The sequence below is a fragment of the Roseixanthobacter pseudopolyaromaticivorans genome, from assembly GCF_043195145.2.
In the GTDB taxonomy this organism is placed as follows: Bacteria; Pseudomonadota; Alphaproteobacteria; order Rhizobiales; family Xanthobacteraceae; genus NCEH01.
The window spans coordinates 4,996,522-5,012,139 of record NZ_CM195539.1 but is presented as its reverse complement, the minus strand read 5'-3'; the positions used below and the strand labels follow the sequence as shown (position 1 = coordinate 5,012,139).

Sequence of the window (15,618 nt, the reverse complement as noted above, 5' to 3'; positions counted from 1 at the left end):
GCCGCATCGGCGAACGCGGTGCGTCATGGCTGATCACCGACCTCCGCCCGGTCACAATGGCGGGCCGCCGCTCGACGATCCGACGCCCCAGCGGCCGGGTCGCTGTCGCGATTGCCGGCATTGGCAGCCGCCGCCCGAAAGCCTGAAGCGCGACTATGAGTTCTTCCGGCTCGGCCTGTCTCGCCGCCGCGTGAAGAAGCCTACGGGATTCTGCGCCCGCGTGCTGCTCGGCAACAGCAGGATTCCGGCGTTCTCGGGCACCGCCGGGGATTTTACTTGCCGCAACCTCGAGCCCGTGCCGCCGAGGCTGCGGTCCAGGGGCGGTGGCTTCATCTCCATCTGGGTCGGCGACCGCGTCGTCTGGAAAGGCCCGGAGGATGAGATTCCGCCGCGCTTCCGCAACGCCGATCCCTAACGGCTTGCAAGCTCTGTTTGCTTCAACCGCCGTTGATTTCCCGGAACCTTCAGGCGTCTCGGCAGTTTCGGCCGATACCCGCGAAGCGACTATTCTAGTCGCCGCTGGCGCAAGTGACTGGAGGCGAAAAACAGCCAGGGGGCTGACATTGGATACGGAACCGGACCAACCGCAGACCCTCCTCGTCGTGGAGGATGACATCTTTATCCGCCTCGACATCGCGGACTACCTGCGCGGCTGCGGCTGGGTTGTGGTGGAGGCGGGCTCGGCCGCCGAGGCGGTCGCCCTGTTCGAATCCGGCGCCCCCGTCGATCTCGTCTTCTCCGATATCCAGATGCCCGACACGATGGACGGCTTCGGCCTTGCGGCATGGGTACGCCAGCATCGGCCGGGCGTTCGCATCATTCTCACGTCCGGCGCCGCCCAGAGAACCGAGGCGGCCGTCTCCCTCTGCGACGAGGGACCGATCGGCAAGCCCTACGACCAGCAGCGCCTTGCCGAGCGCATCCGCCATCACCTTGCGTCGGCTGCAACGGGGGCGGCGGGGGTGTAAGCCGGCGGGCGACGGCGCCTGCCTCGCGCGGCTTTAGAGGGAGAGAGGGGCTGGGGATTTCGTGACGGGTTGATAGCGGAGAGAGAGGCTCTCGGCGCCCGTCGCGGAGAAACCACCATGGCCCGAGCTGCCAAGAAGAAGCCCGTCCTCGAACTGATCGAGTTCTCGCGGGCGCGCGACATTCCCTTCAACCGCATCCATCTGTCGAGAGACAATGTGCGGGAGATCGACGTCGAATCCGGCCTCGACGAACTCACCTTCGACATCGACCGGCGCGAGGATCTGATCCAGGGCATCAATGTCCGCGCCATCCTCGACGCAGATGGCAACGAAACCGGCGATTTCGAGACGCCGGCTGGCGGCCGCCGCTACCGGGCGATCGCGCGCCTGGTTGCTGCCGAACGCTTCCCCGAGGACGGTCTGGTCCCCTGCATCGTCAAGAAGGCCAATGCAAAGACCTCCGCCGTCGACGACTCGCTGGCGGAGAACACCTTCCGTCTCGCACTCCATCCGCTCGACCAGTTCAAGGCGTTCAAGCGCATGGTCGACGGCGGTATGACGAAGGCGGAAGTCGCGAGCGCATATTTCACCACGGAGCGCTACGTCGATCAGCGTCTCGCCCTCGCCAAGGTCTCGCCCGCGCTGCACGAGGTCTACGCCGAAAACGGCATGACGCTCGCGATGCTGGAGGCGTTCACCACGCATCCCGATCACGCGCGCCAGGAGCAGGTCTGGGACGCCGTCAGGCAGTCCCATTATCGCGAGCCCTGGCGCATCCGGAATATGCTGACCGAAACCAGCGTTCCGGCCTCCGACAAGCGTGCCCGCTTCGTCGGCCTCGACGCCTATATCGCGGCCGGAGGTCCGGTTCTGCCGCGCTATCTCTTCGATGACGACGAGGAGGGCTGGCTGGATGACGTACCGCTGCTCGATCGCCTCGTCTCCGAGAAGCTGAAGAGTGTCGCCGACGAAGTGGCCGCCGAGGGCTGGAAGTGGATCACGGTCGATCTCGAACTTCCCTACGGCTACGACTACGACCTGCGCGCGGTCACGCCGACCTTCGCGGAACTGAGCAAGAAGGAGCGGCGCGACCGCGAGAAGCTGCGCGACGAGCAGGAGCGTCTTGAGGCGGAGTACGCCGACCATGACGAGCTGCCCGACGAAATCGACCAGCGGCTTGGCGAGATCGAAAAGCAGCTTGAAGCCTTCGAGCGCCGCCCGGCGATCTACGATCCCGCCGACATCGCCATCGCCGGCGTTTTCGTGAGCGTAGACGAGGATGGCGAGCTCATGGTCGATCGCGGCTGGGTGCGTCCAGAGGACGAGCCGGTCGAGACCGTCGAAGGGGGAGCGCCGGAGGCGGAAGGCGACGGTGATGCCGATAGCGTCACCGCGCCGGATGTCCAGCGCACCGTCATCACCGTGGGCGGTCAGCCCGTCGAGCCCGACGATGAAGAGGAGACCATCAAGCCTCTTCCCGAACGCCTCGTGGCCGAGCTGACGGCCCATCGCACCGTAGCACTGAGCGATGCCGTGGCTGCAAACCCGCATATCGCCATGACGGCGCTGCTGCATCGGCTGGTGCGCGACCGCTTCAAGCGGTCGACCAGCGGCTCGGCCGTCCGGGTCTCTGTCCAGGAGGTGTATTTCCGCGAGCAGGGCATCGACCTCAAGGACAGCCCCTATGCAAAGTCCGTCGCCGAGCGGCATGCGGGATGGAAGGCGGACCTTCCGGCCGACGACGATGCGCTGTGGGACTGGCTCGACGCGCTCGATGACGCCAGCCGCATGGCGCTGCTGGCGCATTGCGTCTCGTTCGGGATCAACGCGCTCTACGAGCGGCCGAATCCGCACAGTGCGACCGGCATTTCCGAGCACGACCTTCGGACCCGCATGGCGGAAGCCGATCGCCTCGCTCGCGTCACCGGTCTCGACATGGCCGAAGCCGGCTTCCGGCCGACCGTGACGAACTATCTTGGCCGCGTGACCAAGCCCCGGATCCTCGAAGCCGTCCACGAGGCGCTTGGTGAGGACAAGGCGCGTCTGATCGATCACCTGAAGAAGGTCGACATGGCGCGGGAGGCCGAACGCCTGCTGGCCGACGCTGGTTGGCTGCCCGAGCCGCTGCGTCTTCTCACGCCGGAGCCGGTTGTCGAAACCGCGTCCGAGCCGGACGAGGATGACGTGGCGCTGCCGGAATTCCTCGCCGGCGGCGGCGACACGGTCGAAGCAGAGACCACCGACGATCCGGTGGTTCTCGTGGCCGCCGAGTGAACCTTATCGACGGGGCGGCTCCGGTCGCCCCGCATCTCTTCCCCTTCCACCTCAAGGCCCGGCATCCCGCCGGGCCATTTGCGTTTCTGGAGACACGATTCATGTCCGCACACCACGTTTATGACGATGCGCCGCTCGGCTGCCTGATCCGGTACTTCGACGGCACCCCGAAGCCGCCGGCCCGCTTCACCAAGAAGCTAGCCGCCTGGGAAAACCGAAACGGTGTCGGCCGGCTCGTGCGCAAGCAGCCCGGCCGCGAGCGCGCGACCTATACCGCGCCTGCCTCGATCACCCTGCACGAAGGCAACTTCGCCTCCGGCTCGGTCATCCTCGTCACCGTCATGCGCACTCATTCGGTCGACAGCGATCTCGGCTTCGAGATCGTCGAGCGGCCGAAGATCGGCATGGTCCGCGTGCTTCACCCCATCGGCGACGACGAGGAGCTGCTGCATCTCGCGGAGAACCGCGAGGCCGCAGAACTCTGGCTGGCAAAGGCCGGATACAGCCGTTGCCGCCTCGAGGAGATCACGGCGGATGAAGTCGGCGCCGACGTCGTCGAGGGGCGGGCGGCCGCCTGACCCTCGCTCATTCCCTGCCACCAGGCCCGCTGTCGAAAGACCGCGGGCCATTTTCGTTTCTGGAGAAACCCTATGGCTATTCCCGATTATGCCCGCACCAACTTCAACACGCTGCTGCGCGCCGCCGGCGACGGCAATCTCGCACTCATGGAGTGCCTGGATGCCGTTACCGGCGATCGCCGCTATGTGCTCTGCGCCGTAGGCCGCGCGGACGACGGCGATTTCGTCATGACGCCGTTCGGCCATCTCGCTGACGGCAATCCCTACGATGCCTACCTGCCGCCCGATCCCGATGATCCGAACGGCTTCATCGGGAATGCCGATGGAGGCACATCATGATGACGGTCGACGACATCTTCGACGAAGACCGCCGCAATCCTCCCGCGGAGCGTTCGCTTCCGTGGGAGGAGGCCTGCGACGGCATCACCGTCGTCGTGGAACCAAAGCCCCATTGGGCCGAGGATGCGCGGGCTTTCCGGCTCGATGCCCGCGAATATTGCTACTACGCCGACTGGACCCGGAATGGCGCCCGCGCCCGGTTCTACGGCCACATTGATACTTCCGGCGATGATCTGCTGCTGAATGCTCGCGCCCTGATCGTCCGCGAGATCGCCGAAGGGCATTGGAACTGATTGCATCATCCGGGTCGAGCTCCAGTCTAACATCCGAAGCCGCCATCTCCGGTCTGCGATGGGGATTGATTCCGTGCCCGGCCAGAAACTCAGGCTGACATCGACCGTCCCGCCGAGGCTGGCGCGGCGACGCAACTGCGACGGGTTTCCGGCATGCTGTCGAAGGCAGAGCACCACCCCCGCATCCATTCGCTGACCTTGGTCTGAGCCTTCTCCTTATCAATCAACCCGTGAAGGGTCGGCTTACGCGAGCGTGCCGCCCTCGCGGATTCGGGACATGCCCGAACGCGCGAGGGTGATTGCAGATCTGTTCAGACACTTCGGGCGCCTGTCGCGGGGGATGGTCCCCCGCCCCCAGAGACAGGAGCCGGAACCCATGTCCTACGCAGATGCCACCGCCTTCGCCGCCAGCCTCGCCACCACACTGATGGTCGCGATCGTCGTGTTCCAGGCCGGGGACGGAACCCACGGCGCTTGCCCCGCCAACGAATTCGATGGCGACGACGAGATGGTGAAACTGGAACTCGACCCATGGAGCTGAGGCGCGAAAGCGCCTCATCCCCAAAGGCCCGGAACGCGCAGAACGCCTCCGGGTCTTCAGCGTTGCGGTGGCCGATCCATCGCCGGCGACCGCACCGGCGGGGAGAGAGGAAGAGGCCGGGCCTTTGGCTGTGACGGGTTGGATGCTGAGAGAGAGGCTCCCGGCGCCCGTCGCGGATTGATCCCGATGACCCATGCCAACCATTCCACCATCGCCCCAACAGGACGGATGATCGCTGACCGGGCGCTGCCCGGATTCCAGCCGATGCAGAAGTTCCCGTTGCGCATTTCCTGCCTCGGCACAGTCGGCTATGCCGGCGCCACCGATGCTGATTATCGCGACCGCAGCGTCTCGCTCGGCGAGGCTGCATCGCCGGAGGACGCCATCGTCCTTGCCGCCATCCGCGTCTCGCAAGGCGATATCCGCATCGGCGACGGCACCGCGCTGCGCTTCACGCCACGCCTGATCGTTGTTCAGGACAACGCGCTCGGCCTGGTGCTCGCAGGCGAGATCCGTGCGGGCATCATCCTGTGGCAGCAGCCCGTTACCAGTGATGGCGAGGCCCGTCGCATCGTCATCGAGGCCAGCCGCCTGCGCGGCCTGGTCTTCGCCGCATCCGGTGAAGGCGATCACGCAACCGCCCGCGATCTTCGGTTCCGCGCAGCGCTGCTCGAAGCGCGGCTGGTCGATCCGGTCTGGCGCGAGACCGCCGCAGAACTGCTTCGGCTGCCGCAGGCGGCCTGAACCACCCTGCAATTTCGATCCCCTTCGCCCGGCATTCTACCGGGCGCAAATCCTATGGAGTTTCCCATGCCGAAATTTGTCGTCAGCAAAGGCCATGACGCCTTCGTCTACTATGAAACCGTCCTACAAGCCGACACGCCCGAGGAGGCGCGAGCACTCGCCACGAGCGTCCATTACGATGGCGAGTGGCTCGCCACCGGATATGTGCAGGAGTTCGACGACTACGAAATCGACGAGCACAGCGGCGTGCGCCTGCTCGAAAGCGGCGAGACCGTCGAGGCGTTCCTGACCATCGGCGTCACCGCGCAGGAACGCGATGCGTTGCTGGCGGGCCTTCGGCTTCTTCAGCTCACCCTTGCACGCGGACCCATCGACCCGCCGCTCAGGAGCGTCCTCACCGACGACGATGCACACGCCGGCCTTGATCTCACACAGATCGACGCGCTGTGCGAACGCATCAACGTCTAGGAGGCACCTATGTATGCGGCCTATCTGCGCCTTGAACTCCGCGTGTGGGACAGCGACCGCGCCGCCAGCCGCAAGCTGGCTCCATCCGCCCGACGAGACCCGGCCAGCAGGGACGCGCGCAAGCACTTCTATCGCGAGATGCTTCGCCACCACGCCGATGCTCGGAGGCTTGTGTTGCAATTCCGTCTCTGACGCCACCGGCGTCCCATTCCCCATCTTGCCCGGCCTCGCGCCGGGCTTTGTCGTTTCAGGAGCCTGGCATGACCGACTACTTCACCCACTTTTCCTGCCTGCTCGACGTCGGCACGCCCGACAACGCCGCTCGCGCCCTCGACCTTTACAATCAGCTTTCCGAAGAAGGTGCTTCAGAAGTACCGCCTTCTGACGGCTTCCTCCTGTCGATCCAGCCCGAGCACGGCGCCACCAAGCTCTGGTTGCGCGATGACGTCACCGGCGACCCGGAACGCCTGATCCAGTTCGTCAAACTGTGTGCTGCTGCGTTCGGTCTGACCGGGCGTTGGGGCTTCCAATATGCCAACATCTGCTCGCGCCCGCGCGTCGACGGCTTTGGTGGCGGCGCACATGTGATCGATCTCGCCACCGGCGACACAGTCGCCTGGACCTACACCGATGGCTGGCTCGCCGACATGCTTGGTGGAGGTGGTCCAGATGCCTGAGATCATCAAAACCACGGTCTACCGGCTCAATGAGCTTTCCGATGCGGCAAAGGACAGGGCCCGCGCCTGGTATCGAGAAGGCGGGTTTGATTACGACTGGTATGATGCTGTCTATGAAGACTTCCAGCGGATCGCGGAAATTCTCGGAATCCGCTTCAAGACCCGCACCGTTCGCCTCATGGGCGGCGGCACCCGTCAGGAGCCGCGCATCTTCTTCACGGGCTTCTGGTCCCAGGGCGATGGGGCCTCGTTCGAATGCTATTATTCCTACCGGAAGAACGCAGCGTCCGAAATCCGATCCTACGCACCGCGGGACACGAAGCTGCATGAGATCGCCGACGCGTTGCTGGCGGTACAGCGCAGAAACTTCTACCAGCTCCACGCCGAAGCCAGCCATCGCGGTCATTACTATCATGAGTATTGCATGTCGATCTCGGTCGAGCGCGACAGCCCGACATATCAGGACATGACCGCCGACGCCGAGGAGATCGTGATCGAGGCGCTGCGAGATCTCGCCCGTTGGCTCTATCGCCAGCTTGAGCACGAGTACGAATATCTGTCCTCGGATGAGGTGGTCGACGACACGATCATCGCCAACGCGTACACCTTCACCGAATCTGGCAGCCGGTTTAGCTGAAGCGAGTGAGCGCCCCAACTTCAGGCGGGGCGCTCTCGTCATGTTTAAAATGGTCGCATCACCGGCAGGAGTGGCCGCGCTACCACTCACCCTTCTGCTCATCCGCGGCGTGTTCGAAGCGCAGCGCCCACGGCCGGATCGCGCGATTGTCGTCCGTGCGCGTAACGCGTAGTCGCGATATCCCCGGTACGAGAGTCCGCGCCGCATCGAAAACGACAGGGATCGTGTAGACCTCGCGCGCCTGCCGGTTCTGGTAGCGCGCTTCGGCATTGATGATGAGGGTGGGCGCGATGTCCCAGACCTCGGACAGGACCGCCAGGATCACCGCAATCGCGATAACGCAGCCACGGAATGCGGCCGAGGTTGACCAATGCTCTTCACCAAAACCCGGTAGGTCGGAAGTAATCCCCGACACGGCGAACGCAAGGATAACGAGCCAATAGAATCTCGGCGCTCGCGGGAGCAGTGAATTAGTCACGAGCCTATTCCTCTAAAATACTCTTATTTTCCGGATCTGTGAGGCGGAGTTCGCCTCAGATCCTTTCCGCCAAATAGTAAACCAAAGTCCTTGCCGCGACGACGTGACGGCGGAGCACCGTAGGCCGCGATCGGCGGCTTTCGGCGATTTGGCCGATGGCATGAGAGGGAGAGCGAGGCCGGGACGGATGTGAGCCTGTGCGGTCGAGAGAGAGCGCTGCGCAGGCTCGATCCTGTCCTGCTCTCCCGAGGCTTTTCCCATGAAGATGATTTCCGTGTCCGCGGCGGCACCCGCCACCGCGCCGCTTCCGATCGTCCCCGATTCCGACATCCCGGCCGCTCTCTTCACTGCGGCGCAGCTTCTCCTGCCTCATATCGAACGCGGTCAGCGCGTCGACACCGGCATGCTGCGCGGCGCGATGGAGACCGCCTTCGGTGCGTCCGACGCGACCGGCGCTTGGAACTGGAAAACGGCCTATGAAGCCTGCGAGGCGGCGACCGTTCTCTTCCTACGCAAATACGGCAAGGCGCTTTTCCGTAAATCCGCTTCTGCGGCGACGGTTCTGCCGCAGCTCGCCAAGATCGCCGGCCTGCTGCCGACGCATACGCGTCGCTCGGAGGAAGCCCAGTCCTTCCAGCAGTTTTCTACTCCGATCCCGCTCGGCCTCGCGGCTGTGACGGCGGCGGCCATCACGCCCGCCGACTGTGTGCTGGAGCCATCGGCCGGGACCGGGCTCCTCGCCATCCTGGCCGAGATCGCCAGCGGCTCGCTGGTGCTCAACGAGCTCGCCGAGACCCGCGCCGGTCTCCTTTCTCTTCTCTTTCCGGCCCTGTCCATTTCCCGCTTCGACGCGGCGCAGATCGATGATCATCTCGACACCGGCATTCTGCCGTCCGTCGTGCTGATGAACCCGCCGTTCTCGGCCATGGCCAATGTCGACGGCCGCATGGCGGACGCTGCCTTCCGCCATGTCGCTTCCGCGCTCGCGCGTCTCGCTCCCGGCGGCCGTCTCGTCACCATCACCGGCGCCAACTTCGCCCCTGACACTCCGGCCTGGTCCGAAGCCTATGGCCGGCTGCAGGAACGCGGCCGCGTCGTCTTCTCCGCCGCGATCAACGGCTCCGTCTATGCCAAGCACGGCACGACCTTTCCGACGCGGCTAACCGTCATCGACAAGGTGCCGGCAGACGACCCGTCCGTATTACCGGCTGCGCCCGGCGTCGCGCCAGATGTGGCCACGCTGCTCGGATGGCTGGCCGAGCATCTGCCGCCGCGCCTGCCGATCGATCCGGCCGTCGCCGTCCCCGTGGTCGCGCCTCGCACCGTCCGCGCCTATGTCAACCGGACGGCAAGGGCCGCGCCCGCCGTGGCGCATCCCGAGCCGGAGGGCGCTGCGCTCGACTACGAAACTGTCGACTGGACGCCAGCGGATGCCGGTCGTCTGTCCGACGCGATCTATGAGGAATACGGGCTCCAGACCATCCGGATTTCCGGGGCTCGGGCCCATCCGACCCAGCTCGTGCAGTCGGCCGCCATGGCGAGCGTCGCCCCTCCAAAGCCGAGCTATCGACCGACACTGCCGGCGAACGTCGTCGATCTCCTCTCCGACGCGCAGCTCGAAACGGTGATCTATGCCGGCGAGGCGCATTCGGACTTCCTCGCCGGTACGTGGGCGGTGGATGACACGCTCGACAAGCTGACCGCCGCGGCCGAGGACGCCAAGGACGCTGTGCGTCTGCGCCAGGGCTTCATGATCGGCGACGGCACCGGCGTCGGCAAGGGCCGGGAATCGGCTGCGATCATTCTCGACAACTGGCTCCAGGGACGGCGCAAGGCCGTCTGGATCTCGAAGTCGGACAAGCTGATCGAGGACGCGCAACGCGACTGGGGCGCGCTCGGCATGGAGCGCTTGCTGGTCACGCCGCTGTCGCGTTTCCCACAGGGCAAGCCGATCACGCTGAACGAGGGCATCCTATTTTTAACCTATGCCACGCTGCGCTCCGACGACCGCGGAGAGAGGGTTTCCAGGGTCAAACAAATCGTCGAATGGTTTGGGCCCGACTTCGATGGAGTGATCATTTTCGACGAGGCGCATGCCATGCAGAACGCCGCTGGCGGCAAGGGAGAACGCGGTGACGTCGCCGCATCGCAGCAGGGCCGCGCCGGCCTGCGCATCCAGCACGCGCTTCCCAATGCCCGCGTCGTCTATGTCTCCGCCACCGGCGCGACCACCGTTCACAATCTCGCCTATGCGCAGCGGCTCGGCCTGTGGGGCGGCGAGGATTTCCCCTTCGCCACGCGCGCCGAGTTCGTCGAGGCGATCGAGGCCGGCGGCGTGGCGGCGATGGAGGTGCTCGCCCGCGACCTGCGCGCGCTCGGCCTCTACACCGCCCGCTCGCTTTCCTTCGCCGGCGTCGAATACGAGCTCATCGAGCACGAACTGACGCCTCAGCAGGTTCGCATTTACGATGCCTATGCCGGCGCCTTCGCCATCATCCATAACAATCTGGACGCGGCGATGCAGGCCGCCAACATCACCGGTGGCGGCGAAGGCGGATCGGGCACCCTCAACATGCAGGCGAAATCCGCCGCCCGCTCGGCCTTCGAGAGCGCCAAGCAGCGCTTCTTCGGCCATCTCTTGACGAGCATGAAGACGCCGACCCTGCTTCGCTCGATCGCCGCCGATCTGGAGGCGGGCCATTCGGCCGTCATCCAGATCGTCTCGACCGGCGAGGCGCTGATGGAGCGGCGTCTGGCCGAACTGCCGACCGAGGAGTGGAACGACGTCCGCGTGGACATCACGCCGCGCGAATACGTTCTCGACTATCTTGCTCATTCCTTCCCGGTCCAGCTCTACGAGCCGTTCACGGATTCGGAGGGCAATCTGTCGTCGCGTCCGGTCTATCGCGACGGCCAGCCGGTCGAAAGCCGCGAGGCTGTCGCGCGCCGCGATGCACTGATAGCAAAGCTCGCCAGCCTACCTCCCGTTCCCGGAGCGCTCGACCAACTCGTCCAGCATTTTGGGACGGATATGGTCGCCGAGGTGACGGGCCGGTCGCGCCGCATCGTCCGCAAGCGCGGCGGAGGCGTCACCATCGACCGGCTTGTGGTCGAGACACGCGCCGGGGCCGCCAACCTCGCCGAGACGCAAGCCTTCATGGACGACCAGAAGCGTGTGCTCGTCTTCTCGGACGCCGGCGGTACGGGCCGCAGCTATCATGCGGAGAAGTCGGGGAAGAACACGCGGCTGCGCGTTCACTATCTGCTCGAGGCGGGCTGGAAAGCCGACACCGCCATTCAGGGTCTCGGCCGGACGCACCGCACCAATCAGGCGCAGCCGCCGCTCTTCCGGCCGATCTCGACCAATGTGAAGGCGGAGAAGCGCTTTCTCAGCACGATCGCCCGCCGCCTCGACACGCTGGGCGCGATCACCCGCGGCCAGCGCCAGACCGGCGGCCAAGGGCTGTTCCGCCCCGAGGACAATCTGGAAAGCCATTACGCCCGCGACGCACTCCGCCAGCTCTACATGCTGCTGGTGCGCGGCAAAGTCGAGGGATGCTCGCTCGACCGTTTCGAGTCCGCCACCGGCCTGAAGCTGATGGACTCGACCGGCATCAAGGACGAGCTACCGCCGATCACGACGTTCCTCAACCGGCTGCTCGCGCTCACCATCGAGCTTCAGGGCATCCTCTTCACGGCCTTCGAACAGCTCCTGACCGCCCGCATCGAGGGCGCGATCGCTTCGGGCACCTATGACGCCGGGCTGGAGACGCTGAGCGCCGAAAGCTTCGTCGTCGTCGATCGGCAGACGATCTACACCCATCCGCGCACAGGCGCGGAAACCAGCCTGCTCACGATCAACGAGCGCAAGCGCAACCGTCCGGTGGCGCTCGAAGCCGCTCTCGCCGAACTCGACGATCCGCGCGCAAAGCTGCTCGTCAACGAGCGCTCCGGCCGCGCCGCCGTTCAGATCCCCGCCAGCAGCATCATGCTCGACGATGGCGAGGTCGAGCGTCGTGTCCGGCTGATCCGGCCGACCGAGGCGCACAACATCCCGGTGCGCTTCATGGCCGAGACCCATTGGGTCGAAACTGACGGGGAGAGCTTTGCGGCGGCATGGAAGACGGAGATTGCCGACGTGCCCGAGTTCACCGACGCGACGCTCCACATGGTCACAGGCTTGCTTCTGCCGATCTGGAAGCGGCTTCCGAACGACTCGACTCGCGTCTATCGGCTTCAGACCGACCACGGCGAGCGCATCATCGGCCGAAAGGTATCGCCAGCCTGGGCCGCGAATGCGACCACGACCGGCGCGGCCGCGATCACGCCGGACGATGCGTTCACCGCTCTGATGGACGGCCGCACCATTCTCGACCTTACCGAGGGTCTTCAGCTTCGCCGCGTCCGCGTCATGGGCGCGAATCGCATTGAGCTGTCGGGCTTCGACGACACAATGCGCGAGCGCCTCACGGCCTACGGCCTGTTCCACGAGATCATCTCGTGGAAGCTGCGCATGTTCGTGCCGGTCGATGCCAATGGCCCGGTGGTTCTCGCCAGGGTGCTCGACCGCTGGCCGGTGAACCGCATCGGCGAAAAGGAGGCTGCGTGATGGCTCGTCACGATGCTTCCGAACTCGCATCCCGTCTCGGCCATCATGCCGAGGCGGTTTGCCGCCATTACCTGAAATCAGGCCACCGCGCCGGACGATACTGGATTGTCGGGGACGTTCAGAACAACCCCGGCCGCTCGATGTTCGTGCGGCTGACCGGCCCTGAATCCGGTAAGGGCGCTGCGGGAAAATGGACGGATTCCGCAACCGGGGAACATGGCGATCTGCTCGACGTCATTCGCGAAACGCTTGGTCTTGTCGACTTCAAGGACGTGGCCGAGGAAGCACGCCGCTTCCTCGCTCTCCCGCATCCCGAACCGGAGATGACGAGGACGCCGACCGGCAGGACGTCGAACGTCGCTGTCGGTTCGCCCGAAGCGTCGCGGCGGCTTTTCGCCATGGCCCAGCCGATCGGCGGCACACTCGCGGAAATCTACCTCAACGGGCGGGCGATCACCTCCCTCCTGGGAACCACCGCGCTGCGCTACCATCCGCGGTGCTACTACAAACCCGATGAGCATTCGCCCACCGAGATCTGGCCGGCGATCGTCGCGTCCGTCACCGATCTTCACGGTAACCAGACCGGCGCACATCGCACCTGGCTCGCCCCGGACGGTTCGGGCAAGGCGCCGGTCGAGTCACCCCGGCGGGCGATGGGCGACCTTCTCGGGCACGGGGTCCGCTTCGGCGTTGCCAGTGAGGTGCTCGCGGCTGGCGAAGGCATCGAGACCGTGCTGTCGCCCCGTCAGGTTCTGCCCCACATGCCGATGATGGCGGCGCTCTCCGCAGCTCACCTCGCTGCCGTCCTGTTTCCGGAGACGCTGCGCAGGCTCTATGTCCTCCGGGATCGCGACCCGGCCGGGGACGGCGCAAGAGACAGCCTGGTCGCCAGAGCAAAGGGCGTCGGGATCGAGGCGATTTCGGTGTCACCGATGCGCGAAGACTTCAACGAAGATCTGCGCTGGCGCGGCGTCGACGCCCTCCGGGCGACCCTGATGGAGCAGCTTCATCCTGATGACGTCCACCGTTTCGTGGAAGGGTGAAGAGATCGGCGGGGGAAGAGGCGCGGTCCAGGCGTCTTCACCTGCCGTCTCCATTCATCATCGTGATCATCCTTTGAAGTCGGAGAGAGCGGCGCCCACGGCCTTCTGAGAGGGCGATCGGCCCACAAACGGGCCGTCCGGGCAATGGCGCGGCGCCCGGCTATTTTCCGCCGGCGGGGCGAGCCCCGCCTTTGCAGCGCGAAACAAAATAGCCGGGCTTGGCCATCGAGGTCCTCGCGAGAGGCGAGGACTGCCAGGCCGTCCCGTCCGTGGGCTTCCGACGCCTGCGAAGGCCGCGATGGGCGCGGTCTCCAGACAAAGGACGCTTCCGATGACGAACGAAGACGATATCGCAGGTTTCGAGCCGAACCACACCTCGTCCCCCACCGATCATCTCCTCACCGAACTCCAGCTCTACGGCTGGCGGCCGTATCAGGACGAACCCGATCCGAGGCCGCTCCCGGAGGGAAACGCCGTCGCCGCCGCCGTCGCGGATATCTTCGACGCCCTCGTCGCGACGCTCGGCGACACCCGCCTCGAACCCGATCTCGAAGAACTGCTCTGGGGAACCGTCAATCTCTTCCACCGCGCCACCGGCCGGGTGGAGCGTGAACTGGATGACAACGAGCGGGCGCAGCGCCGGCTTCAGAAGGAACAGGACGGCAGCGAGGTGAAGTCGGTCGAGCTCGAACGCCTCACGGCAGAGGGCCAGACCATGATCGAACGGCGCAACAGCATGGAGCTCTTCCGCGACGTTGCCGCCGAAGCCTTCGAGCACCACACCGGCAGCGCCTGGCGTCCCCGCACCGGCTCTAAGATCAGCCATCGCAATCTCACCGCCGCGATGATCGACAGCCGCGACTTCCTTGCCGCGAAATGCAGGGCTGAGAACGAGGTGCTCTTGCCAGCCGGTCCGAAGGTTGCCGTCTCCGGCGGAACCGACTTCAACGACCATAACCTGATCTGGGCGAAGCTCGATCAGGTCCGGGCGAAGCACGCCGACATGGTGCTCATTCACGGCGGCGCGAAGACGGGCGCAGAGCGCATCGCCGCCCGATGGGCAAACAGCCGCAAGGTGCCGCATATCGCCTTCGAGCCCGACTTCAAGAAGTACCCGGCGAAACAGGCCCCGTACAAGCGCAACGACACGATGCTCGAAGTCCTGCCGGTGGGCGTCCTCGTCTTCGGCGGTGGCGGCATTCAAGGGAACCTCGCGGACAAGGCCCGCAAGCTCGGCATTCCCACCATGCAGTTCGACGGCGGCGCGTAAGCGCCGCCTCTGGCGGCTGGTCCGGCCGCCAATACTTGACTATCGGAGAGGTTGATGGCTCTTATGAAACATCCTTGCAGAACCGGAAAAGTAGCATAGTCGCAGGCGGAGCGTATCTACAGGCAGCCTGTCGTGATCCTCAACCGATCATGTGGAGGTTTCCATGTCGCTCATCCTTCTCGCCATCTCCTTGACGATCGCCTTCTGCGTCTTCGCCTACAATCTCGCGATCTACGCTTTGCCGTTCATGGTTGGCCTGTCGGCCGCCCAATATGCCTGGGGCGCTGGAGCCGGCATCTTCTTGTCGGGGCTGGCCGCCGTCAGCGCGGCATTGCTGTCGATCGGTCTCGTACTCGCGGTTCTCGGCTTTGCCAGGAATCCGGCGCTGCGGCTGATCGCTCTCGCCGTCTTCGCCGTGCCGGCCGTCATCGCCGGCTATGCGCTCATCCATGGTGTAGCGAAAAACGCGATCGACCCCGGCTTGATGCTCAATCTGCTTTCCGCCAGCGCCGGTCTGTTCATCGGCATCGCGGCCATGGTCAATCTGAACGCCCTCGGCGTGTCGATATTTTCTCGGTAATGGACCGGCCGCGATCCGCCGGTCTTAGCGAAGAAAGCCGGCGGCTCGCGCCGCCGGGCTTGGATTTCCCGCACTGATGGGCTGCCACGACAGTGCTGCCCACACCATACTTCGCTTTT

General features: G+C 65.2%; 17 protein-coding genes. 16 read left to right on the top strand and 1 reads right to left on the bottom strand.

Translation table 11 applies throughout. The annotated features are described in order from the left end of the window. The first annotated feature begins 25 nt into the window (after positions 1–25). The 12 genes from V5F68_RS23455 (at position 26) to V5F68_RS23400 (ending at position 7,519) form a co-directional block, all read left to right on the top strand. Complete coding sequence (locus V5F68_RS23455) at positions 26–415, top strand: hypothetical protein (protein WP_322432476.1); 390 nt, start codon at positions 26–28, stop codon at positions 413–415. Positions 416–563: 148 nt separating this feature from the next. Next, positions 564–968: a response regulator gene (locus V5F68_RS23450; RefSeq protein ID WP_394012929.1), complete on the top strand. Its 405-nt coding sequence runs from the start codon at positions 564–566 to the stop codon at positions 966–968. Between the two features lie 117 nt (positions 969–1,085). Then, a complete protein-coding gene (locus tag V5F68_RS23445; RefSeq protein ID WP_394012930.1) occupies positions 1,086–3,242 on the top strand; it encodes a ParB/RepB/Spo0J family partition protein in 2,157 nt (718 codons plus the stop codon). 101 nt (positions 3,243–3,343) lie between these two features. Further along, the gene (locus V5F68_RS23440) at positions 3,344–3,820 is read left to right on the top strand and encodes a UCP036055 family protein (RefSeq protein ID WP_322432473.1); all 477 of its coding nucleotides are present in this window, start codon (positions 3,344–3,346) and stop codon (positions 3,818–3,820) included. A 72-nt stretch (positions 3,821–3,892) separates the two neighbouring features. Beyond that, on the top strand, positions 3,893–4,159 hold the full coding sequence (locus tag V5F68_RS23435) for a DUF6117 family protein (protein ID WP_394012931.1): 267 nt from the start codon (positions 3,893–3,895) through the stop codon (positions 4,157–4,159). Next, positions 4,156–4,452 carry a hypothetical protein gene (locus V5F68_RS23430; protein WP_322432471.1) on the top strand — a complete coding sequence of 99 codons (297 nt, stop codon included), beginning with the start codon at positions 4,156–4,158 and terminating at the stop codon, positions 4,450–4,452. Before V5F68_RS23435 ends, V5F68_RS23430 begins: the two co-directional genes overlap by 4 nt. A 376-nt stretch (positions 4,453–4,828) precedes the next feature. Next, positions 4,829–4,993 (top strand): hypothetical protein, encoded by a 165-nt coding sequence (locus V5F68_RS23425; RefSeq protein ID WP_322432469.1) that lies wholly within the window; start codon positions 4,829–4,831, stop codon positions 4,991–4,993. A gap of 186 nt (positions 4,994–5,179) precedes the next feature. After that, a complete protein-coding gene (locus V5F68_RS23420; protein WP_394012932.1) occupies positions 5,180–5,737 on the top strand; it encodes a hypothetical protein in 558 nt (185 codons plus the stop codon). A gap of 66 nt (positions 5,738–5,803) precedes the next feature. Beyond that, entirely contained in the window at positions 5,804–6,205 is a 402-nt protein-coding gene (locus V5F68_RS23415) for a hypothetical protein (protein WP_322432467.1), read from the top strand. Between the two features lie 9 nt (positions 6,206–6,214). After that, entirely contained in the window at positions 6,215–6,397 is a 183-nt protein-coding gene (locus tag V5F68_RS23410) for a hypothetical protein (RefSeq protein WP_322432466.1), read from the top strand. A 68-nt stretch (positions 6,398–6,465) separates the two neighbouring features. Continuing rightward, a complete protein-coding gene (locus V5F68_RS23405) occupies positions 6,466–6,882 on the top strand; it encodes a hypothetical protein (protein WP_322432465.1) in 417 nt (138 codons plus the stop codon). Beyond that, entirely contained in the window at positions 6,875–7,519 is a 645-nt protein-coding gene (locus V5F68_RS23400; protein WP_322432464.1) for a DUF8835 domain-containing pootine, read from the top strand. Before V5F68_RS23405 ends, V5F68_RS23400 begins: the two co-directional genes overlap by 8 nt. 79 nt (positions 7,520–7,598) lie before the next feature. On the opposite strand, the gene V5F68_RS23395 is transcribed toward V5F68_RS23400, so the two are convergent. Beyond that, a complete protein-coding gene (locus tag V5F68_RS23395) occupies positions 7,599–7,997 on the bottom strand; it encodes a hypothetical protein (protein ID WP_322432463.1) in 399 nt (132 codons plus the stop codon). 265 nt (positions 7,998–8,262) lie between these two features. Between V5F68_RS23395 and V5F68_RS23390 the strand changes: the two genes are divergently transcribed. The 4 genes from V5F68_RS23390 to V5F68_RS23375 all read left to right on the top strand — a co-directional run bounded on the left by V5F68_RS23390 (position 8,263) and on the right by V5F68_RS23375 (position 15,499). Then, on the top strand, positions 8,263–12,606 hold the full coding sequence (locus V5F68_RS23390) for a strawberry notch-like NTP hydrolase domain-containing protein (protein WP_509274721.1): 4,344 nt from the start codon (positions 8,263–8,265) through the stop codon (positions 12,604–12,606). Further along, complete coding sequence (locus tag V5F68_RS23385; protein ID WP_394012934.1) at positions 12,606–13,649, top strand: DUF7146 domain-containing protein; 1,044 nt, start codon at positions 12,606–12,608, stop codon at positions 13,647–13,649. Before V5F68_RS23390 ends, V5F68_RS23385 begins: the two co-directional genes overlap by 1 nt. A gap of 331 nt (positions 13,650–13,980) precedes the next feature. Then, positions 13,981–14,919: a DUF2493 domain-containing protein gene (locus V5F68_RS23380; protein ID WP_322432460.1), complete on the top strand. Its 939-nt coding sequence runs from the start codon at positions 13,981–13,983 to the stop codon at positions 14,917–14,919. A 163-nt stretch (positions 14,920–15,082) separates the two neighbouring features. Beyond that, entirely contained in the window at positions 15,083–15,499 is a 417-nt protein-coding gene (locus tag V5F68_RS23375) for a hypothetical protein (RefSeq protein WP_064331667.1), read from the top strand. The last annotated feature ends 119 nt before the right edge of the window (positions 15,500–15,618 follow it).

Excerpts from the sequence above, each read along its gene's own strand:
- V5F68_RS23390 (WP_509274721.1), top strand. The coding sequence starts at position 8,263 with ATGATTTCCGTGTCCGCGGCGGCACCCGCCACCGCGCCGCTTCCGATC.
- V5F68_RS23400 (WP_322432464.1), top strand. The coding sequence starts at position 6,875 with ATGCCTGAGATCATCAAAACCACGGTCTACCGGCTCAATGAGCTTTCC.
- V5F68_RS23380 (WP_322432460.1), top strand. The coding sequence starts at position 13,981 with ATGACGAACGAAGACGATATCGCAGGTTTCGAGCCGAACCACACCTCG.
- V5F68_RS23410 (WP_322432466.1), top strand. The coding sequence starts at position 6,215 with ATGTATGCGGCCTATCTGCGCCTTGAACTCCGCGTGTGGGACAGCGAC.
- V5F68_RS23445 (WP_394012930.1), top strand. The coding sequence starts at position 1,086 with ATGGCCCGAGCTGCCAAGAAGAAGCCCGTCCTCGAACTGATCGAGTTC.
- V5F68_RS23420 (WP_394012932.1), top strand. The coding sequence starts at position 5,180 with ATGACCCATGCCAACCATTCCACCATCGCCCCAACAGGACGGATGATC.
- V5F68_RS23375 (WP_064331667.1), top strand. The coding sequence starts at position 15,083 with ATGTCGCTCATCCTTCTCGCCATCTCCTTGACGATCGCCTTCTGCGTC.
- V5F68_RS23430 (WP_322432471.1), top strand. The coding sequence starts at position 4,156 with ATGATGACGGTCGACGACATCTTCGACGAAGACCGCCGCAATCCTCCC.
- V5F68_RS23425 (WP_322432469.1), top strand. The coding sequence starts at position 4,829 with ATGTCCTACGCAGATGCCACCGCCTTCGCCGCCAGCCTCGCCACCACA.
- V5F68_RS23435 (WP_394012931.1), top strand. The coding sequence starts at position 3,893 with ATGGCTATTCCCGATTATGCCCGCACCAACTTCAACACGCTGCTGCGC.
- V5F68_RS23415 (WP_322432467.1), top strand. The coding sequence starts at position 5,804 with ATGCCGAAATTTGTCGTCAGCAAAGGCCATGACGCCTTCGTCTACTAT.
- V5F68_RS23455 (WP_322432476.1), top strand. The coding sequence starts at position 26 with ATGGCTGATCACCGACCTCCGCCCGGTCACAATGGCGGGCCGCCGCTC.
- V5F68_RS23405 (WP_322432465.1), top strand. The coding sequence starts at position 6,466 with ATGACCGACTACTTCACCCACTTTTCCTGCCTGCTCGACGTCGGCACG.
- V5F68_RS23440 (WP_322432473.1), top strand. The coding sequence starts at position 3,344 with ATGTCCGCACACCACGTTTATGACGATGCGCCGCTCGGCTGCCTGATC.
- V5F68_RS23385 (WP_394012934.1), top strand. The coding sequence starts at position 12,606 with ATGGCTCGTCACGATGCTTCCGAACTCGCATCCCGTCTCGGCCATCAT.